Here is a 24,050-nt window from a genome sequence, read left to right on the forward strand (position 1 = left end):
TACTTGGATAGTTGACCATCCACAGGCAGCCCGGGTGTGTCGCTGTGGAAATGTGGACGACTGGACACCAGTTACTTATCTAAGTGGCATTGCCCCTTGGCGAGACCGCGGTACAGATAGCCATCGCCGACATCACAAGCGCTATTGGTATTGTGAACCAGGACAGGAACGGTCCCCGCCAGCACATAGTACGTGTGGAGTTCCTGGACGGTGAGGTTCCAGCGGTTCGCCGTACCGGTTGTGGTGCGTGTCGTGACGACGTGGGCGTGACCGTCGGTTGCGGTGTTGAGGGCGTCACCGCGGCGGAGTTCGCCGGCCGGTTTCCAGGTGTGGGTGGTGTCGTCCCAGAACGGGTGGTTGGCGGTGGCGTGGAGGGTCGCCGTGTGTCCGTCCTTGTCGCGGACGGTGACGTCGAGCAGGTCCTTGTCGTGGTTGATCCAGATGTGCTGAACGGTGCGGGCGCCCTGGTGCTTGCCCGTCTTGGGGTCGGCCGACTCGACCTTGTCTCCGACCTTGATCTTGCCGATCGCCTTGGTCTTGCCGCCGGCCATGAGGACGGGCGTAGAGGGGGAGAAACTGCAGCGGGCTGACGACTCCGTGGGCTTCGTACCCGCGTTCCCCGCTTCCGGTTTGCTCGGTTTGACCGCTTCGGTGGTGGCCTCTGCCGCATGTTCTTGCGCATTGGCGCGCTTGGCGGCGACCAGGTCGGCCGCGTCGTCGAGGGCTTCGCTCGCGGCACTTGCTTCGGCGCCGGCTGCCGCGGCGTCTGCTGTTCCCTCTTCGATGGCCCGCGCAGTGCCCGCGCTCACGCCCATGCCCACGACGCGGCCGCCGACGCCGACGCCGAGAAGCATGCTGCCGCCCGCGTCGGCATCCGCGGCGCCGGTGAACACTCCTGCGACACAGTCCAGGACACCGGTGCCGATGCACCACGTGGCGGCCGGGAGAACCACCATCCCGATGGCCGTGTAGATCAACTGTCCGCCGTCGTAGCTCTCGCACCGATCGGTGCCGAAGTCCTCGGGCTGGCAGGGGGTTTCACCGAGTGTCGGGGTCGGGGTCTGCGTCGAGGTGGGGGTCGGTCCCGTGGGCGGCGTCGGCGTGGTGGAGGGTGCGGGCGAGGCGGTGGAGCCACTGGAGGTCTTGGTGTCGCCGCCGCTGTGGTGCTTCTTCTTACCGCCGCCCGGGTAGCAAGCGTTGCCGTATGCGCCGCATGTCTGCGCCAGACCAGTGGGGTCGCTGCCGGTGCTGGGGTTGTCGCCTGCGTAGGTGTAGCCGCCCATCTGATTGGGGTCGCCCGCTTCGAAGATGGGGTCGGGGGTGAGGAAGCGGCCGGTGACGGGGTCGTAGTGGCGGGCGCCCATCAGGTCGAGGCCGGTCACGGGGTCGGCGGGCTGGCCGAGGTAGCCGTGGTTCTCGTCCGGTGCTACCCAGGAACTGGGTTTGGTGCCGCGGAGGTTGCCCCAGGGGTCGTAGGAGCGGCGGGTGACGGCAAGGGTGGTGGCGTCTACGGCGGTGAGGGCGGTGCCCTGGCCGTTCGCGACCTGGTAGGTGACCGTGCCGGTGTTGGAGCGGGTGACGGTGGTGCCATCGGGCCCGGTGACGTTGCGCAGGCCGGTCCACGTCTTGGCGCTGACGTTGAGCGTGATCTGCTCGGCGCCGCCGAAGAGGTAGAGGATGCGGGTCTTGTCGACGCCGTCGACCGCGGCAGTCTGCTCGAGCAGGCCGCCCTTGGCGTCGTAGAGGTACTTGCTGGTGTTGGTATGGGTGCCGGAGGTCGTCGCGACGGACGCAGTACGGCCCTCGGCGTCGTAGGTGAAGGTCTGGCTCTGGCCGGCTGGGATAGCGCCGGTGGCGGCGTTGGTCCAGGTCTGGCCGCTGCCGCCGCAGGTGGCGAGGGTCAGCTGGGTGCCGGTGGTGGCGGAGGCGGCCGGGTCGGTCAGGCACATCGCGGTGTTGGCGTTGCTGACCAGGGTGCCGGTGGTGGTGACCTTCCACTTCTGGGTGGCGTCGGTCTTGCAGGTGTCGATCACGACGAGGGTGCCGCTGGTGGTGGCGTTGCCCGTGGTGTCCAGGCACATGCCGAGGACCTTCACCGTGCCGTCGGTGCCGATGGTCCACTTCTCGCTGGTGGCGCCGTTGCAGGTGTTGATCTGCACCTTGGTGCCGGCAGTGGTGGAGCCACCCGCGTCGTCGATGCACCGCTTGCCGCCGCCGGAGATGGTGAAGGCGCTGGTCAGCGGTCCGGTGGCGGTCACCTTTCGGCTGATGGTGTTCCCGGCGTTGACGTTGTTGTAGGCGGGGTCGGTGTAGGTGGAGGCGATGGCCGCCGTACCGATCGGGTTGGTGAGGGTTGTTGTCCCCGCCTGGTCGGGCAGGGTCGCTGACGCGGTGCCGTTCACGCCGGGGTAAGTGACGCTCTGGGTGGTGTCGTTGAGAGCGTTGCCGGTGGTGTCATGGTTGACCCTGCCGGTGCGGTCGCCGAGCTGGTCGTAGGTGTAGGTCTGCCAGTACGGGGCGGGGCCGCCGACTGTGCTGGCGGTGATGGGGGCGGTGGTGGTGGTCTGCACCCGTGCGGTGGTGCAGCCTCCGACCGCACCGGGCGTGGCCGCGTTCGGGTCGGTGATGCCGGCCGTGTCGGTCCAGGCGGCGGTCAGGCGCTGGAAGGAGTCGTAAGTGAAGCACTGGGTGTCGTGCGCGGTGTTGTTCTGCAGGTCGTCGACGCCGGTGAGTTCGCCAGCCGCGTTGTAGCGCAGGTTGGTGACGTCCAGGGCCGTGGCCGAGGTCTGCACCATGCTGCTGGACTGGGTGACGCGCCCGGTGGTGGCGTCGTACTGGGCGAAGGTCGCCAACTCCTTACCCACCGGACCGTAGTTGGCCTGCAGCACGCGTCCGAACGCGTCATGGACGGCGGTGTCGAGGTAGGCGGGGGTGTTGGCGGAGTTGATGAAGCCGCCGATGCCGTCGAGGTTGCCCTGCTGGGTGTAGCCGTAGTCGATGTCCTCGGCCGGCAGGTTGCCGTCCGCCTGGTAGTGCGTGGTGGACAGCAGCCCGACGTTGGGGGTGTAGCGGGATGTGGAGGTGTAGGTGACGCTGCCACTGGTGGGTGCGCTGGACTGGCCGGCCGCGGCGAAGCCGTCGCCGGACGGGATCGTCAGCGTCGTCCCCAACGGCTGGTAGGCCGTGTTGTAACCGGTGACGGCCTGGGTGTACGCCGATCCGGAGACGCCCCCGACGTAGCGGGTGGCTGAGGTCTCGTAGCCCTTCTCCAGGGTGTCGTACACGTGGGAGACCAGCAGCTTGGACTGGTCGGGAGTGGACGACCAAGCGGCGGCGTACTCGGCCGTGGCGCGGTTGTCCCAGTCGTAGGCGAAGGACAGTGCCTGGCCGCGGCCGTCGGTGATCTGGAGCAGGTTGCCGGCGATGTCGTACTTGTCGAAGGTGGTCTTGCCGGTGTTCGGGTCGGTCTGGGTCAGCTTCTGGCCGAGCAGGTTGTAGGTGTACGACCAGGCGTTGCCCGCGTTGTCCTTGATCGTGTCGACCTGGCCCGCGGGGGTGTAGGTGTACTTGGTGGTGGCGTCCGCGGCCGCGACGGCGCCTGCCGTGCCCTGCTTCCACAACATGGTGGTGCCGTTGGAAGCGACGACGGCCGTGGTGGAGTCGTTGCGGACCTGGAAGGTGGCGCCGGTGGTCGCGGTCAGGCCGGTGGTCCACAGCTGGGCCGCGGCCGTGCTGTAGACGACCAGGTTGCCGTCGGTGCCGAACTTGGCCCAGGCGCCGGCGTGGCCGGAGGTGCCCGACGACCAGATGGTCGCGCCGGTCGCCAGGGCGGACAGCACGAGGTTGCCGTCCGACTGCATCGTCAGGCGCACGCTGTCGGAGGTCAGCGACGTCCCCGAAGGGATCACCGAGCCTGCGGGCAGGGTGACGGTGGAGCCGGTGTTCTTCACCACCGTGCTGGTGGTCTGGCCGAGGGCGTTGGTGAAGGAGGCGGTGGAGCGGCCTCCGGCCGGTGCCGTGGTGTCGACCTCGTCGGCGCCCGGGACTGTCCTAAAGATTGTGTATGCCCCGGTGTTGGGTTTTGAGCGTCGGTGTTCTGCCCTGCCGAGGTGAGGCGGCAGGGCAGAACACCGACGGCGCGGTGAGCGGGTCAGCCGAGCGAGACCAGACGCGCGCCCCCGTCGGTCTCGATGATGGTGCCGGTGAGGTTGGTATTGGTGGCGGCCAGGGCCACCACCTCGGCGATCTCCTGTGCCGAGGCGATGTGGCGGACCGGCAGAGTGGCGGCCGTTTGTGCGAAGTACTCGCGCTTGGCGTCTTCCGGCAGGCCGTTCCACCAGGGCGTGTCGACGAGCCCGGGAGAGACAGCGTTCACCCGTTTCGGAGCGAGTTCCGCGGCCAGCGGCCTGACCAGGGCCTCGACGGCGCCGTTGAGCGCGGCGATGCCGGCGGTGCCCGGCATGCCGGTCCGCGCGGTGATGGCACTGAGCAGGGTGATCGACCCGTCCGGTGTGAGGTGCGGTAGGACCGCCTGGATCGTGGTGACGTGCGGCCAGAACTTGGCCTCGAACGCGCGTCGCAGCATCGTCAGGTCGAGATCGGCTACCGGCCCCGGCCCTTCGCTTCCGCCGGCCGCCAGGACCAGCCAGTCGATGCTGCCGGTCGCCTCGGCGAGGGCGGTCATCTCGTCAGGGTTTCCGGCGTCGGCCCGGTGCCCGACCAGTCCGGCGTCGGTGACGGCAAGGTCGTCAAGGCGCTCCTTGCTGCGGCCGGCGATGTGCACCGTGGCACCACGTGCCTGGAGCAGGCGGGCCGTTGCGAGCCCGATACCGGACGTTCCCCCGACCACGAGGGCAGTGCGCTGGAGCATGATGTCTCCTCATTTCGAACCGCTGCGTCTCGCATTAAGCTAGCCTCCATGGTCATGGACAAGCAACACCCTTCGGAGTCACGCCCGGGACGCAAGCGCAGCGAGGAGAGCCGGATGGCGATCCTGGTCGCGGCGTTCGAACTGGTCGGCGAGGCCGGCTACGCGGGCCTGACGATCGAAGGGATCGCCAACCGCGCCGGATGCGGCAAACAGACGATCTACCGCTGGTGGCCCTCCAGGGCCCACGTTCTCCTCGAAGCACTCGCAGTGAAAGCCGATCTGCACATCACGAACGTCGACCACGGCTCCTATACCGACGACATACGGGCCTTCCTGGAGGACACGTTCCGGCTCGGCCGCCAGCAGCGCGTCGGCGACATCCTGCGCGTCCTGATGGCGGAGGCCCAGATCAACGAGGAGTTCGGCCAACTCTTCCGCAGCGCCTTTCTGCAGCGCCGGCGCGACGCGCTCCAGGTCGTCCTCGATCGGGCCCGGACACGGGGCGACCTGCCGCCCCGCCCTGCCGCGTCCACCGTCCTGGACATCGTGTTCGGCACCTTGTGGTACCGCCTCCTGGCCACGCGCCAGCCCATGGGCGACGACCTCGTCGAGGACCTCACGGCCACCCTCACGCAGGCCGCTCAACCCCCGACCAACACAGCGAACGACCTGGGAGACCAGCAATGACCCTTTCCCGCACCATCCTCATCACCGGCGCCACCGACGGCCTCGGCCTGGCCCTGGCCGAACGCCTGGCAGCCGACGGCGCCGACCTGATCCTGCACGGCCGCAACCAGGCCAAACTCGACCGCATCGCAGACCAGTTCACGGCCCGCGGCGTATCCAGGCCCCGGACCGTGACCACGGACCTCGCCGACCTCGACCAGGTCCGCCGCATGGCCGCTGAGATTCGCGCATCGGTGGACCGACTCGACGTCCTGGTGAACAACGCCGGCATCGGCGGCGGGCAACCGGACGGCCGCACCCGCCGCACCAGCGCCGACGGCCACGAGCTGCGCTTCGCCGTCAACTACCTCGCCGGCTTCCTGCTCACCCTCGAACTCCTGCCGCTGCTGCGCGCGTCAGCGCCGGCCCGCATCGTCAACGTCGCCTCCATCGGCCAGCACCCGCTCGACTTCGAGAATCTGATGCTGGAGCACGACTACGACGGCACCCGGGCCTACGGTCAGAGCAAGCTCGCCCAGATCACGTCCGGCTTCGAACTCGCCGCACGCCTGCCCGCCGACGAGGTCACGGTCAACAGCCTCCACCCCGCCACCTACATGCCGACCAAGATCGTCCTCGCCGAGATCGGACACAGCATCGACACGCTGGACCAAGGAGTGACCGCCACCCACCGGCTCGTCACCGATCCGGTACTCGCCGGTACCACCGGACGCTTCTATGACCGCACCCGCGACGCACGCGCTCATTCCCAGGCATACGACAGCGAGGACCGACTACGTCTGTGGCAGGCAAGCCTGGAACTCACCAAAGCCGAGAGCCCCCTGTGTTGAGTGCCGCTGAAGTTGAGGCCGTGGGCATGGCCGCCATCCTGCCCGACGCTCGCAGGACCAAGGGCCGCAGACTACGGTCCGTCGTGATCCACTTCTCGTGATCGGCCTGTCTGCATGCCCGTTGCCGCCGCCCGTCCGATCGTCCTGACCGCCTCCGAGCGGCACCGACTGAAGAAGGCGGCCTACGGTCACAAGACCGAGCACCAGGCCCGGCAACGTGCCACCGTCGTGCTGCATGCGGCCCGCGGGTGCTCCAACGCACGCATCGCCCGCGACACCGGGCTGCACATAGACACCGTGCGGACCTGGCGCGGCCGCTTCGCCCACGGCGGGCTGCCGGCCCTGGCCGACCGCAAGCGCAGCGGCCGCCCCGCACGGTTCACCCCCGTGCAGGTCGCCGAGGCCATGGCGCTGGCCTGCCAGCTGCCCGCCGAGACCGAGGCACCGCTGCCGCGGTGGTCGTGCCCGGAACTGGCCGCCGAGCTGACCGCGCGCGGCATCATCGATACCGTCTCGGCGTCCACGGTGCGCCGCTGGCTGCACCAGGACGCGCTCAAGCCCTGGCAGTACCGGTCCTGGATCTTCATCCGCGACCCGAACTTCCGCGCCACGGCCCAGCGGGTCCTGGACTTGTACGCCCGTACCTTCGACGGCGAACCGCTTGGCGAGGACGAGTACGTCATCTCCAGCGACGAGAAGACCTCCATTCAGGCGCGCTGCCGCTGCCACCCGACCCTGGCGCCGGGGCAGGCCCGGGCGATGCGCGTCAACCACGAATACGACCGCGGCGGCGCGTTGGCCTACCTGGCCGCCTACGACGTCCATCAGGCGAAGGTCTTCGGCCGCTGCGAGCCGAAGACCGGCATCGTGCCCTTCATGAACCTGGCCACCCAGATCATGAGCACCGAGCCCTACGCCAGTGCCAGACGCGTCTTCTGGATCGTCGACAACGGCTCCTCCCACCGGGGGAAGAAAGCCATCGATCGCCTGGCCACAGCGTTCCCGAACGCGGTCATGGTCCACACCCCCGTCCACGCCTCCTGGACGAACCAGATCGAGATCTTCTTCTCCATCGTCCAACGCAAGGTCGTCTCGCCCAACGACTTCACCGACCTGACCCAGGTCCGGGACCGGCTCCGAGCATTCGAAGACCGCTACAACGCCACGGCACAGCCGTTCCAGTGGAGGTTCACCACCTCCGACCTGGACGATCTGCTGGCCAGACTCGACCGGCACACACCCGCCGATCGACAGGAAGAATTCTCCGTCGCGCTGGCAGCTTGATCAACCCCCGAAGGACTTCCGGCCCGGGGCGGGCTGGCGGTCAACATCATCGAGTGCTAGGGAAACAGGCCCTGACCAGCGCGTTCGTGTCTTTCAGCGCTGTCAGGGCCTTCCCTGCTTATGCGGCGGAAAGTCCCCAGAAACGCCCTGCAGCGCGAGATCCTCCAGAGCACAACGCAGCGTCTCAGCGACCAGTTCGCCCCGGTTCAGACGGCGGACCGCCGCCGGCACATGGGTGGAATCCGTCCGGATCCGTCCCCGCCGCCTGACCAGCCCAGCCTCCGCAAGCCGGTCCACGAACAGCGCCAAGAGCCGGTCCGCGCGGGCGCCTTCGGCTACCCGGTCACGGAATTCGCTCAGGACCGTGAAGTCGAACCCCTGCCGTTCGGTGTACAAAGCGGTGATCTTCTTGGGGTCGACGCCCTTTTCCTTCAACTGGTCCAGGATCTCCGTCTCGGAGTGGCCGCTGAACTTGCTGTTGGCAACCACGTAGTCACCGGTCGGTCCAGCGCCCTGCCGGGGCCTGAGTACGCGTACTCAGGCCCCGGCCGTCACGACCAGAGAGAATTTTGTCATGGACGCTACTTCGATACAGCGGCACGACGAACCTGTGGCGCCATCCGGTGGGGCTCTGGCCGTACGCATCCCGGGCGCTGCCGCAACCGGTGCCGCTCTCACCTACCTGTCGATCCATCTTGTGCAGGAGGCGTACGCCTACGACGCCCGCGTGTGCGCCGATGAGACCAGTGTGTGCCTGACGCCGTGGCCGGTCCTCTCGTTCGCCGCCTCGTTCGCCATCGCACTCGTCGGGCTGATCGTGGCGTACAGGCTCCTGGGCATCCGCCCCGGGCTGACGGTCATCCCGCCGACGCTCCTGCTGGCACCGTTCCCGCTCAATGCCGCGCTGAGCACAGTCGGCAAGTGGCCGGCCGTCGTGGTGGGAGCGGTATGGGCCGCCTCCGTGGCACTGACGGCATGGCGGCCCTACAGGATCCTGGGGCTGTCCACCGCGGCCACGCTGCTCCTGACCTCCTTCATCGTCATCTACCGCTGACCACTCAGCCTCGATCTCGCCCGAGGCTTCGTCGACGGGGTCACGGGCCCTGACCCCGGATCTTGGACAGGGGAACGGGCCGAGCAGGCGAAACAGCCTGCGCGCGGCAGGAGTCAGCACTCGGTACGACGCGGAAAAGGCCGTCCGCAAAGGGGAGTTGTCGTCATCGTCCGGCTGCAGCGCCTCCAGCCGGTTGCCCTCGGACATCTCGGTGACCAGATCGGCCAGGCGCAGGCCCGGATCGTCCGCCGGCCTGGCGGCGGCCCCACGCAGCGCCGGCGGAAGACTGCCGCACAGCCGGATCAGTTCGTCGGCCGCGAGCGGTTCGGCGGAGAGCCGGTCCGCTCCGCGCCGAGTACCTCGCTCAGCAGCGCGTGGGCCTCGGCCGGCCGGAGGAGGTCCAACGGCAGGGTGTGTGCCCCGTCCCGGACCACGAGATCGCCGAGCCGGTTGCGGCTGGTGACGACGACGCAGCAGGACGGGCTGCCCGGGAGCAGCGGACGGACCTGCTCCGCCGAAGCCGCGTTGTCCAGCAGGACGAGCAGGCGCCGGCCGGCCCGGCAGGATCCGGTACGAGCGGCCCCGGGCCTCGTGGTTCGCGGGGATCTCCGACGCCGCGAGCCCCAGGCTCCGCAGCAGCAGCTCAAGCACCTCGCCGGGCTCGAGGGGCTGCCGGTCACTCCGCAGGCCGGGCCCAACGCGTCGAGCGCCCTGCGCTGCGGGGTGACATGACCGGCCAGCACCTTGTGACCGAATGCGGGTGTCTCCAAGGCTCCGGGGTCGAGGACGACGAGGAGATCCTCGCCGCGGCCCGTGTCCTGCTCGGCGCCGAGCGCCGGGTCGGCTGGATCCCCGTCGACGCCCGCGATGCCGACGGTGTGCACGTCGCCGGCGGCGGCGCGTAGCCCCGGAACATCCCCGGTGCCACACGCGGCGCGGGTTCCCCGCACGGCGGATGCGGAGGTTCCGTGTCCGGGCCGGTGTTCGAGGCTGTGGTGGGGGAAGTGGGGGCATCTGAAGGGAAGTCGGCCCCCGCACGTATCCGACATGACGGTACGTGTCCATCCCCCCACGCACGGAGGAGTCGCCCATGCTGCGCGGCATCGACGTCAGCGCCTATCAGTCGTCCTCTTTCTCCACCGAAGGCCTCTCGTTCGTCTTCGTCAAGGCGACGGAGGGCCGTTCGTACGTCAACCCGAAACTCGCCGCGCAGGTGAAGACGGCCCGGGACGCCGGGTGCGTCGTCGGGTTCTACCACTTCCTGTGGCCCGGCGACATCACCGCACAGGTTGAGTACTTCGTCGGCAAGGCCCCTGAGAAGGCCGGGGACCTGCTCGCCGTCGACTGGGAGGCCACCGGTGACGGCACGCACGCGAGCAATGCCGAGAAGGACCATTTCATCCGGACGGTGAAGGAGCTTCGGCCGAACCACCGGGTTCTCCTCTATACCAACCGCAACTACTGGCTCACCGTCGACACCACCTCGTACGCCGGGGACGGCCTGTGGATCGCCGACTACGTGACCGCGGGCAAGCCCCGCATCAAGGCGTCGTGGCGTTTCCACCAGTACACCGACGAGCCCCTGGACAGAAACGTCGCGGACTTCGGCAGCAAGGCCGCGCTGCGGGAGTGGGCGGCAGGGGGCTGACGGGCCGCCTGATCTCGTCCGGAAGCCGAGGGGGACGGCGGGGGGTGTCGTCCAGCCGTGACGACGACGACCTCGGCGCCGCGCGCCGCGTCCTCGACCTTGACGGGGGTCGCCCCGGTCTCCTCGGCGAGCGCGCCGAGCGCCCCGGACCGCGGGAGTTCGCGACGGAGACGTCGTGTCCGAGGGCGGTGAGCCGTCGTGTGAGGTTGCCGCCGATGTTGCCGCCGCAGGGTGCCGTCGGCGCGACCCGAGTTGATGTAGTGCGAGGCACGGCGGCGCCCCTCGGTGTTCCGGGAGACGTGCGGGTTGGCGTAGCCGTGGACGGTCAGCGGCCAGTTGGTGGGCATTTCCGTGGGGGCCCGGTCGAGCCGGCCGTGGACGACCAGCGTGCCACCGGGTACGACGGCGTCGCCCAGGGCGCGGAAGCAGGCCTTGGGGACCAATGGCACAGCCAGTATCGGCGAGATTGATCTTGGTTGCGTAGCAAGTTGGCCCTGCAGTCCTGGCTCGGACGCCAGGGAGCAAGTAACCCGCCAGTAGGTTCGGTTCCGAACGGCGGGACCCGGTGGCCCCGAGATCTCCTCGGGGCCACCGGGTTCCCGGCCTACGCGATCTTCATCGGGGCGTCGGATCACCCAATTCCGCTGAATACCCAAGGTGGCCGGACACGGACGTGTCGGCCCGGGCGCCGCGGTCTTCGTCGATCTGTGCGCCGCCTATGGCGATGATCAGTACGACGATGCCGACGAGTACCTGCAGGCAGGCGCTGACGACGGCGCGGAGCAGGTACAGCAGTGCTGCGGTCAGCAATATGACACCGCCGGCGATGCCCACATACAGCCAGTTGGGGGTGAGAGCGATGTCGGAGTTGTCCGCGCCGGGATCGAACGGCTTCCAGCCGCTGTAGTCGATGCCGAGCAGGAAGGCCGCGACGGCCCCGATGCCGTCGAGGACGAGCAGCCCGGCGGCCAGTGCGATGTCCCCGGCCAGGGGCAGCCACCGGCGTCCGGTTCGCGGGGGCGGCACGTCGCCACCGCGGAACTGCGGCAGGCCGGAGGGCCTTGGAGACGCGGGATCGGTCATGGGCACAAGTTTCTCTCGAAAGCAGGACCGGGTCCTGAGTGCAGGTACTCAGGACCCGGCGTTGTGCGGATGTCAGCCGTGGATCAGAGGCGAACCGACAAGTTCCTGGGTGATGGCGCCCTTGTCGTCGCCCTCGATGTCGTAGACGATCGTCGAGTCCGTCGACCACCACAGCTCGCCGTCGTAGACCGTGGACGGCGCGACGCAGGTGTTCGCGGGCTCCACCTGGAACCACGAGTAGTTGTCGTTGACGAGCTTGGTCAAGTCGCACGTCTTCGACGTGACGACGTGGTCCTCGGTGGTCTTGGTCAGGCGCTCCTCGATCCGCGTGGTGATCTTGAAGCTGGTGAACCGCTTGGAGTTGTCGATGACCTGGTCGTCGACGATCTGCCAGCTCATGACCGACTTCCCGGTCATGCTGCCAGAGAGGGTGGCGGTGTTCTGGACGTAGTACGTGGTCTGCGGCTTGGCGCCAGGGAAGATCACGTCGAACTGGGAGTCGGTGGTGCCCGCCGAGGCCGGCGCGGCGGCCAGGGCGACGAGCGCGAGGGCGGTGGCGCCACCGGCGACGGCGGTGGACAGAAGCTTCCTCATGATGGTCTCCGTTCGGGTCAGATGGGGCCCGCGGGGAGCGGGGCCCCTGAGGGACGGCAGGGCTACAGGCCCATGCCGGTGAAGGTGCGTTCCAGGGAGTCGGCGTACAGGCGGGCGCCGGCGATCTTCGGGTGGAAGGACTGGGCCGACAGGCCGTAGTTCTCGAGGACTGGGTAGTCCAGCTTCGGCTGGTCCGAATCCACGAGCGTCTTGACGATGCCGTGGACGGATTCGGGGTTGCCGCAGACGGCCTTGCCCGCGAAGTTCTGCTTGGGGTTGGAGAACCATGCCTGGATGCCCGTGGCCTTGGCGTCGTCCACCGACTGCTGCATGGCGGCCGCGAGTGTGTCGGCCACGCTGTTGAGCCAGTCCGAGGAGGACGCGGACAGACCGATCTGCCCGACCCCGGGCACCGTGATGCTCAGGCACGCGCCCCGGTCCTCGATCAGCGGCGGGTACCCCATCAGCGCGATCTTCGCCTTCGGGGCCCTCTCGTGGATCTCCGCCAGGACCTTGGTGATGTCCGGCCGTACGATCTCGTTGATGATGCCGGCCGCGGCCTGCTCCAGCGGCTGCCCGATGAACTTGCGGTCCCGACCGGCCAGTTGCTTGTCGGTGTCGCCGTCTTCGAAGGTTTTGTCCTTGCAGTTGCCGCCGTTCACCGCGAGCAGGCATTTCTGGATGATGGCGGAGAAGCGGGCGTCGTTGCCGCCGATGGAGAGGGTGACCAGGGTGGTGTTCTGGTCCAGGTAGCCCTTGTCGATCTGCGTCTTCTCGCCGCCGTTGGACTGCACGATGCCGTTGTGCACCATGTTGTAGGTACGGGCGCCGGAGCAGGCGATCAAGTGGTAGTCCATGTCGGTGCCGTAGCTGTCGGCCAGGGTTCCGATCGACGCCGACCGGCCTGGGATCGTCGCTTGGCGCGACCACGCCTGGGTGGAGCGGTGGCAGGCGTTGCGGGTCTTGTTGTCCTGCTTGTCCAGGTAATTGGTCTCAGGGTAGTAGTCCCGGTTGCCCTCGGAGGCGCCCTCACCGGAGGAGTACGAGTCGCCCATGGCGACGACGAAGTCCTTCGGCTTGGCCGACAGCGGCTGGAAGGCCACCGAGTCCCAGGCGATGTCCTCGTCGCCGGTGCCGTCGTCGGTGTCGGTGTCGAGGGTCACCGTCGGCGTGCCGGTGAAGTTGAACACGCCCAGGTCGACCCACTTGTTCTGGCGAATCCGCTGCGGTTGCACCCGGAGGGGCGAGAGCGAGTCGGTGCCGCCGATCCGGTAGGCGGCCTGCCGGGTGTGGGCGCCGTGGTCGGGCATATGCACGAAGACGCGCATCCAGCCGCGCTGGCTGCCGCTGAGCGTCCACTTGCCGGAGACCTGCAGCCGCTTGCCGTCGGCGGTCGCCAGCCAGCGGGTACGCGCCATCCAGAAGTGGTTGTTGTTGCCCGCGCCGATCTGGTGCAGATCCATCTTGGACGAGTACGTGCCGTTCTCGCCGGCGAAGGTGAATTGGAAGGAGCCCTGCGAACTCACCGTGCAGGTACGTCCCGAAGTGCCGGCGGGAACGGTGCCGTTGGGCAGGTCGTCCACGATCAGGGACCCGGAGGGCAGGCCGGTGTTGCAGCGCGGCGGGTAGGAGTTCTCGTCGGGCTGCTCGGGATAGGTGTCGTCGAACCGGTGGACCGGGTTGCCGCACCGGGCCTCGGTGGTGCAGTTCTTCCAGCTGACCGGCTGGTTCCACCAGCACTTCAGATACAGCGGGTTGTTGCTGTTGGGGTCACCGGGCAGAGCGCACGGACCCTTGCCGTCGTCGTTGGAGGCGCCATCACCGATTTTCGAGGGCACGCAATCGTTCTGCGAGCCGCAGAAGGTGAAGATGGGCGGCTTGGCGGAGGTGCGGGCGTCGGTGGAGTTCCACCACGCGGCGCGATAGCCCGCCTGCATGTCGCCCGGCTTGAACATGGCGGAGATCGGACGGGCGGCCCAGCCGATCACCTTCTCCTCGTACGGCCAGTCCTGCGGGTGCGCGGCGTGGCTGTAGTCGTCCTTGCCGTCGGCGCTCTCCAGGAAAGGGGTCCGGTTCTCCTTCCACAGCGGGTTGGCCGGGTTGTTCGTCCAGCCCACGCCCCACTTGCCGTTCTGCGGCGCCGACTTGGGGTAGTACCCCGCGTTGTACGCCCACAGCGCGTAGAACCAGTTCTCGATGTACTTCGGATGGCCGTCGTTGATGGTCAGGCCGTCCTTGCGGGTGTCGTTCCACTTACCGATGAGGATGTTGACACCCGCCGCGATGTTCGCGGCGTAGTCCAGCGCGGCGGCTTCCTGCTGCGTCGTGGTCTTGGGCTGCTCGCCGTCCTTCTCCTTGCCGTGCATCCGCATGCCGTCGGTGACCTGCGTGATGCCGTAGCCGCAGTCAGCCTTGGCGAAGTCGATCGCCCAGGGGTCCTGCTGCTGGCCGTCGGCGGCGTACTTGACGCCGTAGAAGTTGCCGATCAGCGAGTTGCCCGTGACGCCGGGCACCGCCAGCCGGGTGGCCTGCCACATGTTCGACTCCTGCGCCGTGATGCCGAGCATCACCTGCGCGGGCACGTGCCAGTCCTCGCTGGATCCGCCCGCGAGCGGCGTCAGCGGGAAGATCGTCTGCGGGGCGTAGGCCGCCATGCCGGTGTTCTTCCAGTTCGCCGGCCGTGTCGCGCCCTTATTGAGCTTGCCGACGATGGCCTGGTCGACGGCCCACTCGACCTGGCGGGGGGTGGGCTGGAAGGCCTGCTTCGTGGGGTCGTTGCGCGGGACCGAGCAGTAGCGGTCGGCTTCGACCGGGTCGTTGACCGCCGCTAGTGTCCTGACCGGGGTCTTCGCGCCCTGCGCGAGCAGGATCGGGCTCGTCTGCGTTCCCTGTGTGACCTCGCGCTGCCCGCCGATGGGCTCGGAGCCGGGGTGCGCGTCCAGGACGACGGTCTTGCGGGTGTCCAGGGCCTTCACCGTGGTACGGACGGTGCGGGCTTCCAGGGCCTCCTCCGGGCGGATCCGGGAGTCCTTGCCGTCCGCCCAGCGGGCGGTGACGACGGCCTGTCCCCGGCTGGAGACCTGGGCGTCCTTGTCGATGCCGCCGGGGTTGTTCAGCTCGCCGTCCGCAGCGCGCGAGGTGGAGGCGGCCTTACCGGTCACGTACACCCTGCCCGAGGGCGTGGCGGTGAGGTCGAACTCGTCGAGCTTGCCCTGCGCGAGCCTGGCGGGCCTGCTCCGGCCGTCGGCCTTCTCGATTTGTTCGGCGCTGACGCGGGAGACCGTGGCGGTGTTCCGCGCCGCCACGGCGCCGCGTGCCTTCGACGCCTGGGGATCCGGGTCGATGAACGTGACACCGTTGTCGGCGTCGACCTTGAGCTGGAAGGGCCATGCCTTCGTGGTGGCGATGTCGCGGGTCCTGCCGCCCTTGACGCTCACGATGTGGTTGTCGGCGGCGGCAACGATGCCCTGGTCGGTAGGCACAGCCGAGGTCACCTGCCCGGTGACCGTCTGCTTGGTGCCGACCTTCCCGGTCCTCGCGTCGACCGTGATCAGCCGGGTCTGGTTCTTCGCTGACCGGTCGTTGGTCAGTGCCGTGAATACCGCCCCCTCGCCCTGGCCGCACCCCGGGGAGAAGTAGCCCAGGGTGGCCTGGAACGGCAGCTTCGTGACATGACCGTCGGTCATGTCAACGACGGCGGTGAACGCTCCGCGCGTCATCAGCTCGGGCTTGTTGGTGAAGGTGCGGGGCGCGTAGGCGACGGCCGCGTACTTCCCGGACTCGGTCAGGCAGGCGTTGCCGATCCAGGTGTCGGTGTCGAAGCCAGGCTCGGACAGGGTCGCCGCCGTATTCCAGGCGTACCCCTGCTTCTCGTCCGCGATGAGGACGTGGAAGCCGGTTCCGTCACCGGAGGTGGTGAAGGCCTGGTCGGACGACCTCTTGTAGTCCTTGCCAAGGACGTTTGAGCGTCGGTCCGTCGGGACGGCGGTGGGTTGGTCGCCGGGCTCGGTCTCCCCGGGTCGTGTGCGGCCGGTGTCGACCAGCCCTTGGCTTCCCCCTGCGGGCCGGCCGCAGCATATGCCTGCATCGTGGCAACACCGGAGGACAGAGCCAGGGTGAGAGCTGCTGTCACCGGTAATTGCGCACGCCTCAGCATGGCGTTGCGTCTCAAGTGGGGTCTCCTTCTACGTTTTTCAACTGCGATGGAACGAACGGCGCCGTCAGTGAAGGAGGGAGAGCGTGACGGTCACGCGGGCCGGGTAGTCGTGTGGTGGTCACCGGCCGGGCTGGTCTGAGGTGCAGCTGCGCGTGTGTGGCAGCAAAGTGACATGCAGACATAGCGCAACATCCCCCCGTCGAAAACGTGCGCTAGGAACCAATGTTCGGTTCTGTGGTCACTCGGAACGTATCAGTGCGCCACAGTGCGTGTCATTCACAATTTTCACAGCGGACTCATATGTGGCACGGGGCACACAACTCCAGGTCGATCAAAGGCTCATCGCTGAACTGGCACACCGGCGTGACTACATTCGACGGAGCGCTCCCCTTCGTCACAGCACCGGGCCTGCCTGCCGCGTCCATCGGTCGCGGAGAAATCCGGGTCGCCGCCCTCAACTTTGCTTCGATGACCACGACCCTAAAGAGCGGAGTCAAACAGCCGCTGCTGGTGGATCCGCAGGACGCCGACAAAGCACCGGTTCGCGGCCTCACGCGGCCCCCCAGCCAAGCTCCGACCAGTTGCGCCAGTTAGAGCTTGCACAGATAGGCGTGGGGTCACGGTCGCCGGGTGGGGCGGACGTGCCGGCGGTGGGTAGTCCAGGCGCGGCGGATGAGGCTACGCATGGTGATGATGGCATCGGTGAAGTCGAAGCAGGCGATGATGACACTGGTCCGGCGTTCGTAGCAGCGCGCGAGCCGGTGGAAGGCGTTCTGCCAGGCGTGCGTGCGCTCTACGTGCCAGCGCTGGGTGGCCTGGATCGGGGTCTTTGCGCCCTTGTGCGCGATCCGGCCTTGCAGTCCGCGTTGGCCGAGGGTGGTACGGGTCTTGCCCGAGTCGTAGCCGGCGTCCCGGTGCACGGTGATGCCGTCGGGCAGCGGGCCGAGGTCGTCCAGCAGGTCCAGGGCGGGGGCAAGCAGGGGCGAGTCGTGGCAGTTCGCTCCGGCCAGTACGCGGCCGGAGCGGAATTCCGTAACCGTCCGTCATTCCCGAGCGTTTGAGGCCTTGTTTGCCGCGGTCGACCGGTGAGCGTCCGGCGGCTTCTCCGCCTCCGGGTGCTTTGGTGATCGACCCGTCGATGGCGATCTGGTCCAGGGCGAGACCGACGATGCGGTCGTAGGACTGCAGGGCACGAAGTTCGCCTTCGCCAAGGCCTTCAAGAGGAAGTACGGGGTGACACCCGGCCAGTACCGCAAGCAGGCCTCCTAGGTGTATTGACCCGCGGGGCCGTTCACGCGGCTGCTCGGTGGCCGGCCTGCGAGTGCGGTGTGGCAGCGGTGGTGGGACGAAGGGGCGCCCGCCGTATGGTCGGCGGGCGCCCCTGTGCCCGGGTCACCTGTGCGGGGTCCGGGTCACTTGTTCAGGTGGGTCCAGAACTCGTCGAACGAGAGGACCTTGTCCCCGTTGAGGTCGCGGGTGGCGATGATGGCCTCCGCCACCGAGTCGGTGACGTTCCAGTCGCCGCCCTGGGCGAGGGCGCTCTTGAACTCGGCCGCGGTGATGAAACCGTCACCGTCCGTATCGATCCGCTCGAACTGCTTGCGTGCTTCCTCGATGTCCGCCACCGATCCGCCCCTTCGTAGTGCATTACAGCTGTATTGACGGAGGTCAGATTAACGGTCCGCGCCGGCCCTCAGTGCGGCGACCACCCAGCCGAACTCCTCCCGGTGCGCGGACTGGGTCCCCGCGCCCTTCACCGTGGCCAGCAACTCCCGGTACCCAGCGAGCCGGTCGTTGGACGCCGACTCCATGCGTGCGAGTACGGCGGCCGGGTCGCCGTCCCCCAGCACCTCCCGCAGGATCGCCTCCGCCTCGGGCGACTCGGGGGCGATTCCCCGGGCGCGGGCCTCGGTCCCCAGCTGGAGCATGCGCATGGGGAACCACAAGGACCGCCCGGCGGCCGCGGCGTGGTCCTGGTCGGCCGCGTTGAACTCGACCACCTCGCGCATCTGCGCCCGGAACTCCGGATCCTGGACCATCTCCGCCAGCTCCACCCAGGCGTCCACCTGCTCGGGGGTCGGCTCCTCGGGCAAGTCCACCGCGGTGGAGCGCATCCGCTCCTGGATGGCCGGATCCACGGAGTCGAGCCCGTGGAACAGCTCCTCCACGAACTCCTCCATGATCCGCTTCCGTTCGGCGGCCGACAGCCGCGCCAGCTTGTTCATGAGCGTCATCTCCTCCGCGGTCGAACCGCGTCGCGCCACGGACGACAGCACCGCCCTGGTCACCTTCAGCGACCTGATCTGCGCGTCCAGCGCCGTCACATGGGCGGCGGCCACCTCCGCGACCGTCGTCTCGCCGGCCAGCACCTTGCGTACGGCGTCCAGACCGAGGCCCAGTTCGCGCAGGGTGTGGATCAGTTCGAGGCGGGCCACGGACGCGGCGTCGTACAGCCGGTAGCCGCCCGCGGAGCGGGCCACCGGCGGCAGGGCGCCCTCGTCCGACCAGTAGCGGATGGTGCGCACGGTCAGTCCGGTGGCCCGGGCCAGCTCGCCGATGGTGAGAAGTCCGGTGCCGTCGTCGATCATGTCTGCGAGTCTGGGCCTTCCAGTGGGTGGAGACTCAAGGAGCGCGGTGGTGGAGACTCTTCGGGACATTCTCGACGCGGCGGCCCGGGGTGTCTTCCCTCCGTCCGACGGCCGTACGACCGTCGTGCCGCAGGTGTCCGACCGGGACGCGGGCGTGCTCGCCTTCACCGCGCACGCGGTCGTCTTCACCGACGAGGATCCGCGGTGGGTGTACGACACGCTGGCCGCCGTACCGTGCGACGCCCTCGCCGCGCCGATGAACCCACGGTTCCTGGCGGCCTTCCTCGATCGCACGGGGCGTACGGCCGAGACGATCGACGCGATGCTGGTGGGCTCTCCCCTGCCCGGTGAGCCGCCGCTCCCGCTGAAGGAGATCACGGACGGCGACCATCCGCGGATCGTGTACGCCCGAGGGCGGCGCGACGACATGCGCGCGTGGACGGCGGAGGGCGGTGTGCTGGTGCTGGGGCGCGGGATCGCGGGGCGGCTGGAGGTCTCGGTCGAGGTGGACGAAGGGGTACGGCACCGGGGGCTGGGCCGGGCCCTGGTGACGGCGGCCCGGCAGCTGGCCACGGAGCCGCTGTGGGCGCAGGTGGCGCCGGGGAACGCCCGCAGCATGCGGGCGTTCCAGGCGGCCGGCTACCGTCCCGTGGGTTCGGAGGCGCTGCTCATCGCCAGGTAGGCGTCAGTGCCAGGGCGCGTAGTACGGGTTGCTCTCGCAGTCGCTCATGATCTCGGTCTTGGTCTTCTTGTCGACCGGGCAGACGCCGATGATGTACTGGCGCGCGATACCGCCGGGGAAGGCGACCTCGACCTGGTCGGCCCACTTGTGGGTGTCACCGATGGTCTTGTTGACGTCGACGCCGCCGGGCGCGTCGACGTAGTAGTTGAAGCCCGACTTGTACCAGGTCTTGTACAGGTCGTGGTCGTACGTCGTCGACACGTACGGCGAGGGCTGGTTGACCAGGACGTACTGCTCGATGTCGTACTGCCCGTCGATGACGTCCTTGGGGTGGAACCCCTGCTCGAAGACGGCGGCGGGGCCCCGGCTGTCGCTGCGGTAGAGGGTGCCGCAGGTCTTGCGCCAGACCGGCTCCGGGGTGATGCGGTCGACCTGCACACGGCGGTCGGCGGCGGCCTTGACCGGGTCGTCGAACTGGGGGCAGGCGGGCGCGGCGACCTTGGCAAGCGGGGCGGCGGGGGTCGCGGGGGGCGTCGCGGCGGAGGTCGCGAGGACGGCCGAGAGGCAGGCGACGACGGCAGCGGCCCGGCGCCGCAGGCGAGTTGTGATCATGGGGAGCACGATCTCGGTTCTGCGGCGGCGGGCCGGGGATCGTCACCCGTACGGCGGCGTGTCACCGCCCTGCGGGTCAACCGGGCGTGGATCAGCGGAAGATGCCGGTGTGGCCGAGCGAGTAGCGGCCCGGCTGCGGGTAGACCGCGAGGCCGTGCGGGCCACTGCCGACCGGGATACGCGCCAGCTGGACGCCGGTACGGGTGTCGATGGCGTACACCTCGGAGTTGTAGCGCCCCGACAGCCACAGGACCTTGCCGTCGGCCGAGACGCCGCCCATGTCGGGGCTGCCGCCGTGCGGCAGGCGCCATTTCTTGGTCAGCGTGTTCTGGGCGAAGTCGAAGACGGAGATGGTGCCCTCGCCCCGGTTGGAGATGTACATCTCGCGCGAGTCGCGGCTGACGTACAGACCGTGGCAGCCCTTGCCGGTCGGGAGGAAGGACGGCTTCGTGAACTTGTCCCCGTCGAGGACCCACACCCCGTTGGCCACCATGTCGGCGATGTAGAACCGCTTGCCGTCGGGGGACATCTTGACGTCCTGCGGCATGGCGCCGCGGAAGGGCAGCTTCTCCTGGGCGACCACCTTCATCCGCTCGGTGTCGACCTTCAGCAGCTCGCCGCTGAACTCGCAGGAGACGATGAAGTAGCGGCCGTCGAGAGAGAAGTCGGCGTGGTTGACGCCGTAGCAGGTGACCGGCTCGGTCTTGACGCGCTTCATGGTGTGCGCGTCGCGGAAAACCAGCTCGCGGTCGAGGGAGGCCATGACGATCGCGTACTTGCCGTCGGGCGTGAAGTACAGGTTGTACGGGTCGTGCACGTCGACGGTCTTGCCCGCCTTGCCGGTCCTCGGGTCGATGGGGGTGAGGGTGTTGCCCCGGTCGTTGTTGACCCAGAGCGTCTTCATGTCCCAGGAGGGGACGACGTGCTGGGGCTGCGCGCCGACCCGGATCGTCTCGATGACCTCGTACGTCTTCGGGTCGATCACGGAGACCGTGTTGGAGTTGGTGTTGGGGACGTACACACGGGACGGGAAGTCCTTGACGACCGGCGAGAACTTGTTCGGCCGGTCGGCGGTGTAGACGTCCGTCGGGTCGAGCACGGGCGGCATGCCGGGCAGGCCGTCGACCTGGTTCGGCTGGGCCGGTTTGACGGCGGCCTGGGTGCCGACGGCCTCGTGCGCGGTGTCCTTGGACTCGCCGTCGCAGCCCGGAAGTACGGCGAGCACGGCGAGTACCGCGCCCGCGAGCAGGGCGCGCTTCGTGAGGTTCCGGTTGCGGTGCATCAGCTCAGCAGCTCCGTGGTGGTGACCGCGCGCAGACCGCGGCGGCCGAGTTCTTCCAGGACGGCGGGGAGCGCGGCGACCGTGTCCGCGTACCCGAAGTGCATGCTCACCACGGATCCGTCGCGGACCCCGCCGATGACCTGGCGGGTGACGGCGGGGGCGCCCGGCGAGGTGTAGTCGAGCGAGTCGACGTCGTAGGAGAGGACGTGCGGGTAGCCCACACGGCGGGCCACCCCCGCCACGAGGGAGGAGGCGCTCGGGCTGCGGGAGGGCCTGAACCAGGTGCCGATGGACCCGGTCAGCCGTCGCAGCCGGTCCGCGCAGCCCCGGATCTCGGCCTCCGCGTCCGCCTCGGACATCGCGTTGATGTCGAGGTGGCGCAGGGTGTGGTTGCCGAGGTCGTGGCCGCCGTCGAGGATGCGGCGGGCGATGTCCGGGTGCTCGTCGAGCCAACTGCCCACCGCGAGCACGGTGACCCGGGCGCCGCCCTTCTCCGCCTCGCCGAGCAGCGCTCTGGCGACGGCCGGGTCGCCCTGGCCGTGGAAGGTGAGGGCGACCCGGGGACGGTCGCGGGGGCCGTGGGTGATCTGGGCGGGCTGCTGGGGGAAGCGGCGGGGCGCGGGCGCGGCGGCGGGCTTGACCGCGGGATTCGCGGAGGGGTTCGAGGAGGAGACGAACGTGCGGGAGGCGGCGACCGGGTGTGCGGCGGCGCCGGTCGCGGAACACCCGGCGGCGAGTGTCCCGGCGGCGAGCGCGACACCCGACCGCAGCGCCGCACGCCGATCCGGCACCCGGCGCGGATCCGGCTCCGCACGCGGGACCCCGACGTCGGGGCATGTGTCGGGGCATGCGTCGGGGGACTGCTGAGGGGGGTGAGCGGGCGTGATCACCCGCACCATTTAAGAGTGTAATGGTACGAAAACCGGCGATTGATCCGATTAGCGCGTGTACGGGTCGCCGTGTGGGCCAGGGAGGGGCGAGCGGTCAGCGGTCGGCGACGCGCATCTCGAACCAGGTGGTCTTGCCGCGGGGCAGGAGGTCGACTCCCCAGCGGTCGGAGAGTTTGTCGACGAGGAAGAGGCCGCGGCCGCTCAGGTCCATTTCCTGAACCGGCATCAGACAGGGGAGACCACGGGAGGGGTCACGGACCTCAACGCGGATCCAGCCCCGGCGGCGGCGCATCCGGAGCCCGAAGACGCGGGCCCCCGTGTGCCGTACGGCATTGCCGACGAGTTCGGAGACCAGTAACACGGCATCCTCGGTCATCTTCGGGGAGAGCCCCCAGTGGCGCAGGACGATGACCTGGGTGAGCCGCCGCGCGGTGGCGGCGGACTCGGGGCGGGACGGCAGCGGGACTTCGGCCTCCGTCGGATTGCCGAACAACTCGAGCGCCTTGAGCGCCCGCTCGTCCTCGACCGCAGGCGACCAGCGCGCCGCGGTCGCACTCCCGTGCCGCCGCGGCTGTTCGATACCCTCCAGCCCCGCCATGCCCCCCATCATGGCCGCCCAGAGCCGGCTTCGGGGCCGTTCCGGAGGAATACGCCCCCCGGAATCGACCATTCCGCACCATTCGATCGGCATATGCCCCGGGCAGTTCAGAGCTCGACAGGTCCTATCTGACCTGCCAGAATGCCCCACTTGGCGGCAATCGCCGATCGTCCGCACCGAGGCAGCCTTAAGGTTCCCTTAAGGCTGGCATAAACCAGCCCTTCGGGGGACAACCGATAAGACACCGCGTCAACTGCAAACGGATCAGAGGAACTTGGGGAGTGATTTTCACCGCGCGACGGGGGCTCCGGCAGTAATGCGGAGAACCGGCGGACAAGCGCGGATCAGAGGAACTTCGCCTTCCCCGGCCCCTCCTCGACGAAGCTGCGCATGCCGCGCTCGCGGTCCTCGGTCGCGAACAGCCCCGCGAACCAGTTGCGTTCGATCGCCAGCCCCGTCTCGAGATCCGTCTCGAGACCCGCGTCGATCGACTCCTTGGCGGCGCGCAGCGCGAGCGCGGGACCCTGCGCCAGCTTCGCGGCCCAGGCCTGTGCCTGGGTGTACACCTCGTCGGCCGGGACGACCCGGTCCACCAGACCGAGCGACAGCGCCTCGTCTGCCTTCACCATCCGCCCCGTGAAGATGAGGTCCTTCGCCTTGGAGGGGCCGATCAGCCGGGACAGGCGCTGGGTGCCGCCGGCGCCGGGGATCAGGCCCAGCAGGATCTCCGGCTGGCCGAGCTTGGCGTTGTCCGCGGCGATACGGAAGTCCGCGCAGAGCGCCAACTCGCAGCCGCCGCCAAGCGCGTAGCCGGTGACGGCGGCGACGACCGGCTTGGGGATACGGGCCACGGCGCTGAAGGAGTCCTGCAGGGCACGGGACCGCACGACCATCGCCGCGTGGTCCATGGCCTGCATCTCCTTGATGTCCGCGCCCGCCGCGAACACCTTCTCGCCGCCGTAGATCACCACGGCGCGCACGTCCTCGCGGCGGGTGGCCTCCTCGGCGAGCTCCTTGAGCCGGTTCTGCGTGGCGACGTCCAGCGCGTTCATGGGCGGGCGGTCAAGACGCAGGGTGCCGACGCCTTCGGCCACTTCGAGATGCACAGTCATGAGGGCAGGTTAACGGGGACTAACGACAACGGGCCCGGTGTGCTCGGTCACAAAGGTGACCTGGCACAGCGGGCCCGTCG

General features: G+C 68.8%; 19 protein-coding genes and 3 pseudogenes. 6 read left to right on the plus strand and 16 right to left on the minus strand.

Features of this window, described 5'->3' with window-relative positions:
- Positions 1-71 precede the first annotated feature (71 nt).
- A complete protein-coding gene (locus OG819_RS04960) occupies positions 72-3,953 on the minus strand; it encodes a ricin-type beta-trefoil lectin domain protein (protein ID WP_266648203.1) in 3,882 nt (1,293 codons plus the stop codon).
- 197 nt (positions 3,954-4,150) lie between these two features.
- Positions 4,151-4,870, minus strand: coding sequence for an SDR family oxidoreductase (locus OG819_RS04965; protein WP_266648204.1), 720 nt, complete (start codon positions 4,868-4,870; stop codon positions 4,151-4,153).
- Positions 4,871-4,924: 54 nt separating this feature from the next.
- Here OG819_RS04965 and OG819_RS04970 point away from each other — a divergent pair, with 54 nt between their 5' ends.
- The 3 genes from OG819_RS04970 (at position 4,925) to OG819_RS04980 (ending at position 7,671) form a co-directional block, all read left to right on the plus strand.
- Complete coding sequence (locus OG819_RS04970) at positions 4,925-5,557, plus strand: TetR/AcrR family transcriptional regulator (protein ID WP_266648206.1); 633 nt, start codon at positions 4,925-4,927, stop codon at positions 5,555-5,557.
- Positions 5,554-6,387: an SDR family NAD(P)-dependent oxidoreductase gene (locus OG819_RS04975; RefSeq protein ID WP_266648207.1), complete on the plus strand. Its 834-nt coding sequence runs from the start codon at positions 5,554-5,556 to the stop codon at positions 6,385-6,387. Before OG819_RS04970 ends, OG819_RS04975 begins: the two co-directional genes overlap by 4 nt.
- A 114-nt stretch (positions 6,388-6,501) precedes the next feature.
- Positions 6,502-7,671, plus strand: a complete 1,170-nt coding sequence (locus OG819_RS04980) for an IS630 family transposase (protein ID WP_266648208.1) — start codon at positions 6,502-6,504, stop codon at positions 7,669-7,671.
- Positions 7,672-7,773: 102 nt separating this feature from the next.
- On the opposite strand, the pseudogene OG819_RS04985 reads toward OG819_RS04980, so the two are convergent.
- Positions 7,774-8,175: pseudogene (locus tag OG819_RS04985) on the minus strand (nucleic acid/nucleotide deaminase domain-containing protein); the annotation flags it as partial.
- A 70-nt stretch (positions 8,176-8,245) separates the two neighbouring features.
- Between OG819_RS04985 and OG819_RS04990 the strand changes: the two are divergent.
- Positions 8,246-8,725, plus strand: coding sequence for a hypothetical protein (locus OG819_RS04990; protein WP_266648210.1), 480 nt, complete (start codon positions 8,246-8,248; stop codon positions 8,723-8,725).
- A gap of 302 nt (positions 8,726-9,027) precedes the next feature.
- Here OG819_RS04990 and OG819_RS04995 read toward each other — a convergent pair whose 3' ends face one another.
- Positions 9,028-9,675 carry a hypothetical protein gene (locus tag OG819_RS04995; protein ID WP_266648212.1) on the minus strand — a complete coding sequence of 216 codons (648 nt, stop codon included), beginning with the start codon at positions 9,673-9,675 and terminating at the stop codon, positions 9,028-9,030.
- Between the two features lie 140 nt (positions 9,676-9,815).
- Here OG819_RS04995 and OG819_RS05000 point away from each other — a divergent pair, with 140 nt between their 5' ends.
- The gene (locus tag OG819_RS05000) at positions 9,816-10,373 is read left to right on the plus strand and encodes a glycoside hydrolase family 25 protein (protein WP_266628836.1); all 558 of its coding nucleotides are present in this window, start codon (positions 9,816-9,818) and stop codon (positions 10,371-10,373) included.
- 56 nt (positions 10,374-10,429) lie between these two features.
- Here OG819_RS05000 and OG819_RS05005 read toward each other — a convergent pair.
- The 7 genes and pseudogenes from OG819_RS05005 to OG819_RS05035 form a co-directional block, all read right to left on the minus strand.
- Positions 10,430-10,644 (minus strand): annotated as a pseudogene (locus tag OG819_RS05005) (NAD(P)-binding domain-containing protein); the annotation flags it as partial.
- 344 nt (positions 10,645-10,988) lie between these two features.
- Entirely contained in the window at positions 10,989-11,456 is a 468-nt protein-coding gene (locus tag OG819_RS05010; RefSeq protein WP_266628834.1) for a DUF6234 family protein, read from the minus strand.
- A gap of 72 nt (positions 11,457-11,528) precedes the next feature.
- Positions 11,529-12,050 (minus strand): hypothetical protein, encoded by a 522-nt coding sequence (locus tag OG819_RS05015; RefSeq protein ID WP_266628832.1) that lies wholly within the window; start codon positions 12,048-12,050, stop codon positions 11,529-11,531.
- 62 nt (positions 12,051-12,112) lie between these two features.
- Positions 12,113-15,736 carry an SGNH/GDSL hydrolase family protein gene (locus OG819_RS05020; protein WP_266648214.1) on the minus strand — a complete coding sequence of 1,208 codons (3,624 nt, stop codon included), beginning with the start codon at positions 15,734-15,736 and terminating at the stop codon, positions 12,113-12,115.
- A 1,087-nt stretch (positions 15,737-16,823) separates the two neighbouring features.
- Positions 16,824-17,397 (minus strand): annotated as a pseudogene (locus tag OG819_RS05025) (transposase); the annotation flags it as partial.
- Positions 17,398-17,618: 221 nt separating this feature from the next.
- On the minus strand, positions 17,619-17,831 hold the full coding sequence (locus tag OG819_RS05030) for an EF-hand domain-containing protein (RefSeq protein ID WP_095852504.1): 213 nt from the start codon (positions 17,829-17,831) through the stop codon (positions 17,619-17,621).
- Between the two features lie 48 nt (positions 17,832-17,879).
- A complete protein-coding gene (locus OG819_RS05035; RefSeq protein ID WP_266628827.1) occupies positions 17,880-18,794 on the minus strand; it encodes a MerR family transcriptional regulator in 915 nt (304 codons plus the stop codon).
- A gap of 49 nt (positions 18,795-18,843) precedes the next feature.
- Between OG819_RS05035 and OG819_RS05040 the strand changes: the two genes are divergently transcribed.
- A complete protein-coding gene (locus tag OG819_RS05040) occupies positions 18,844-19,476 on the plus strand; it encodes a GNAT family N-acetyltransferase (protein ID WP_266652573.1) in 633 nt (210 codons plus the stop codon).
- A 3-nt stretch (positions 19,477-19,479) separates the two neighbouring features.
- Here the strand turns inward: OG819_RS05040 and OG819_RS05045 are convergent, their stop codons facing one another.
- The 5 genes from OG819_RS05045 to OG819_RS05065 form a co-directional block, all read right to left on the minus strand.
- Complete coding sequence (locus OG819_RS05045) at positions 19,480-20,088, minus strand: ADP-ribosyltransferase (protein ID WP_266648216.1); 609 nt, start codon at positions 20,086-20,088, stop codon at positions 19,480-19,482.
- Positions 20,089-20,179: 91 nt separating this feature from the next.
- Positions 20,180-21,370 (minus strand): YncE family protein, encoded by a 1,191-nt coding sequence (locus OG819_RS05050; RefSeq protein ID WP_266628821.1) that lies wholly within the window; start codon positions 21,368-21,370, stop codon positions 20,180-20,182.
- Positions 21,370-22,161, minus strand: coding sequence for a polysaccharide deacetylase family protein (locus OG819_RS05055; protein WP_266648218.1), 792 nt, complete (start codon positions 22,159-22,161; stop codon positions 21,370-21,372). Before OG819_RS05055 ends, OG819_RS05050 begins: the two co-directional genes overlap by 1 nt.
- Positions 22,162-22,354: 193 nt before the next feature.
- Entirely contained in the window at positions 22,355-22,858 is a 504-nt protein-coding gene (locus OG819_RS05060; protein ID WP_266431206.1) for an ATP-binding protein, read from the minus strand.
- Positions 22,859-23,202: 344 nt separating this feature from the next.
- The gene (locus tag OG819_RS05065; protein ID WP_266628817.1) at positions 23,203-23,970 is read right to left on the minus strand and encodes an enoyl-CoA hydratase/isomerase family protein; all 768 of its coding nucleotides are present in this window, start codon (positions 23,968-23,970) and stop codon (positions 23,203-23,205) included.
- Positions 23,971-24,050 lie beyond the last annotated feature (80 nt).

This window comes from Streptomyces sp. NBC_01549 (genome assembly GCF_026339955.1).
Lineage (GTDB): Bacteria > Actinomycetota > Actinomycetes > Streptomycetales > Streptomycetaceae > Streptomyces.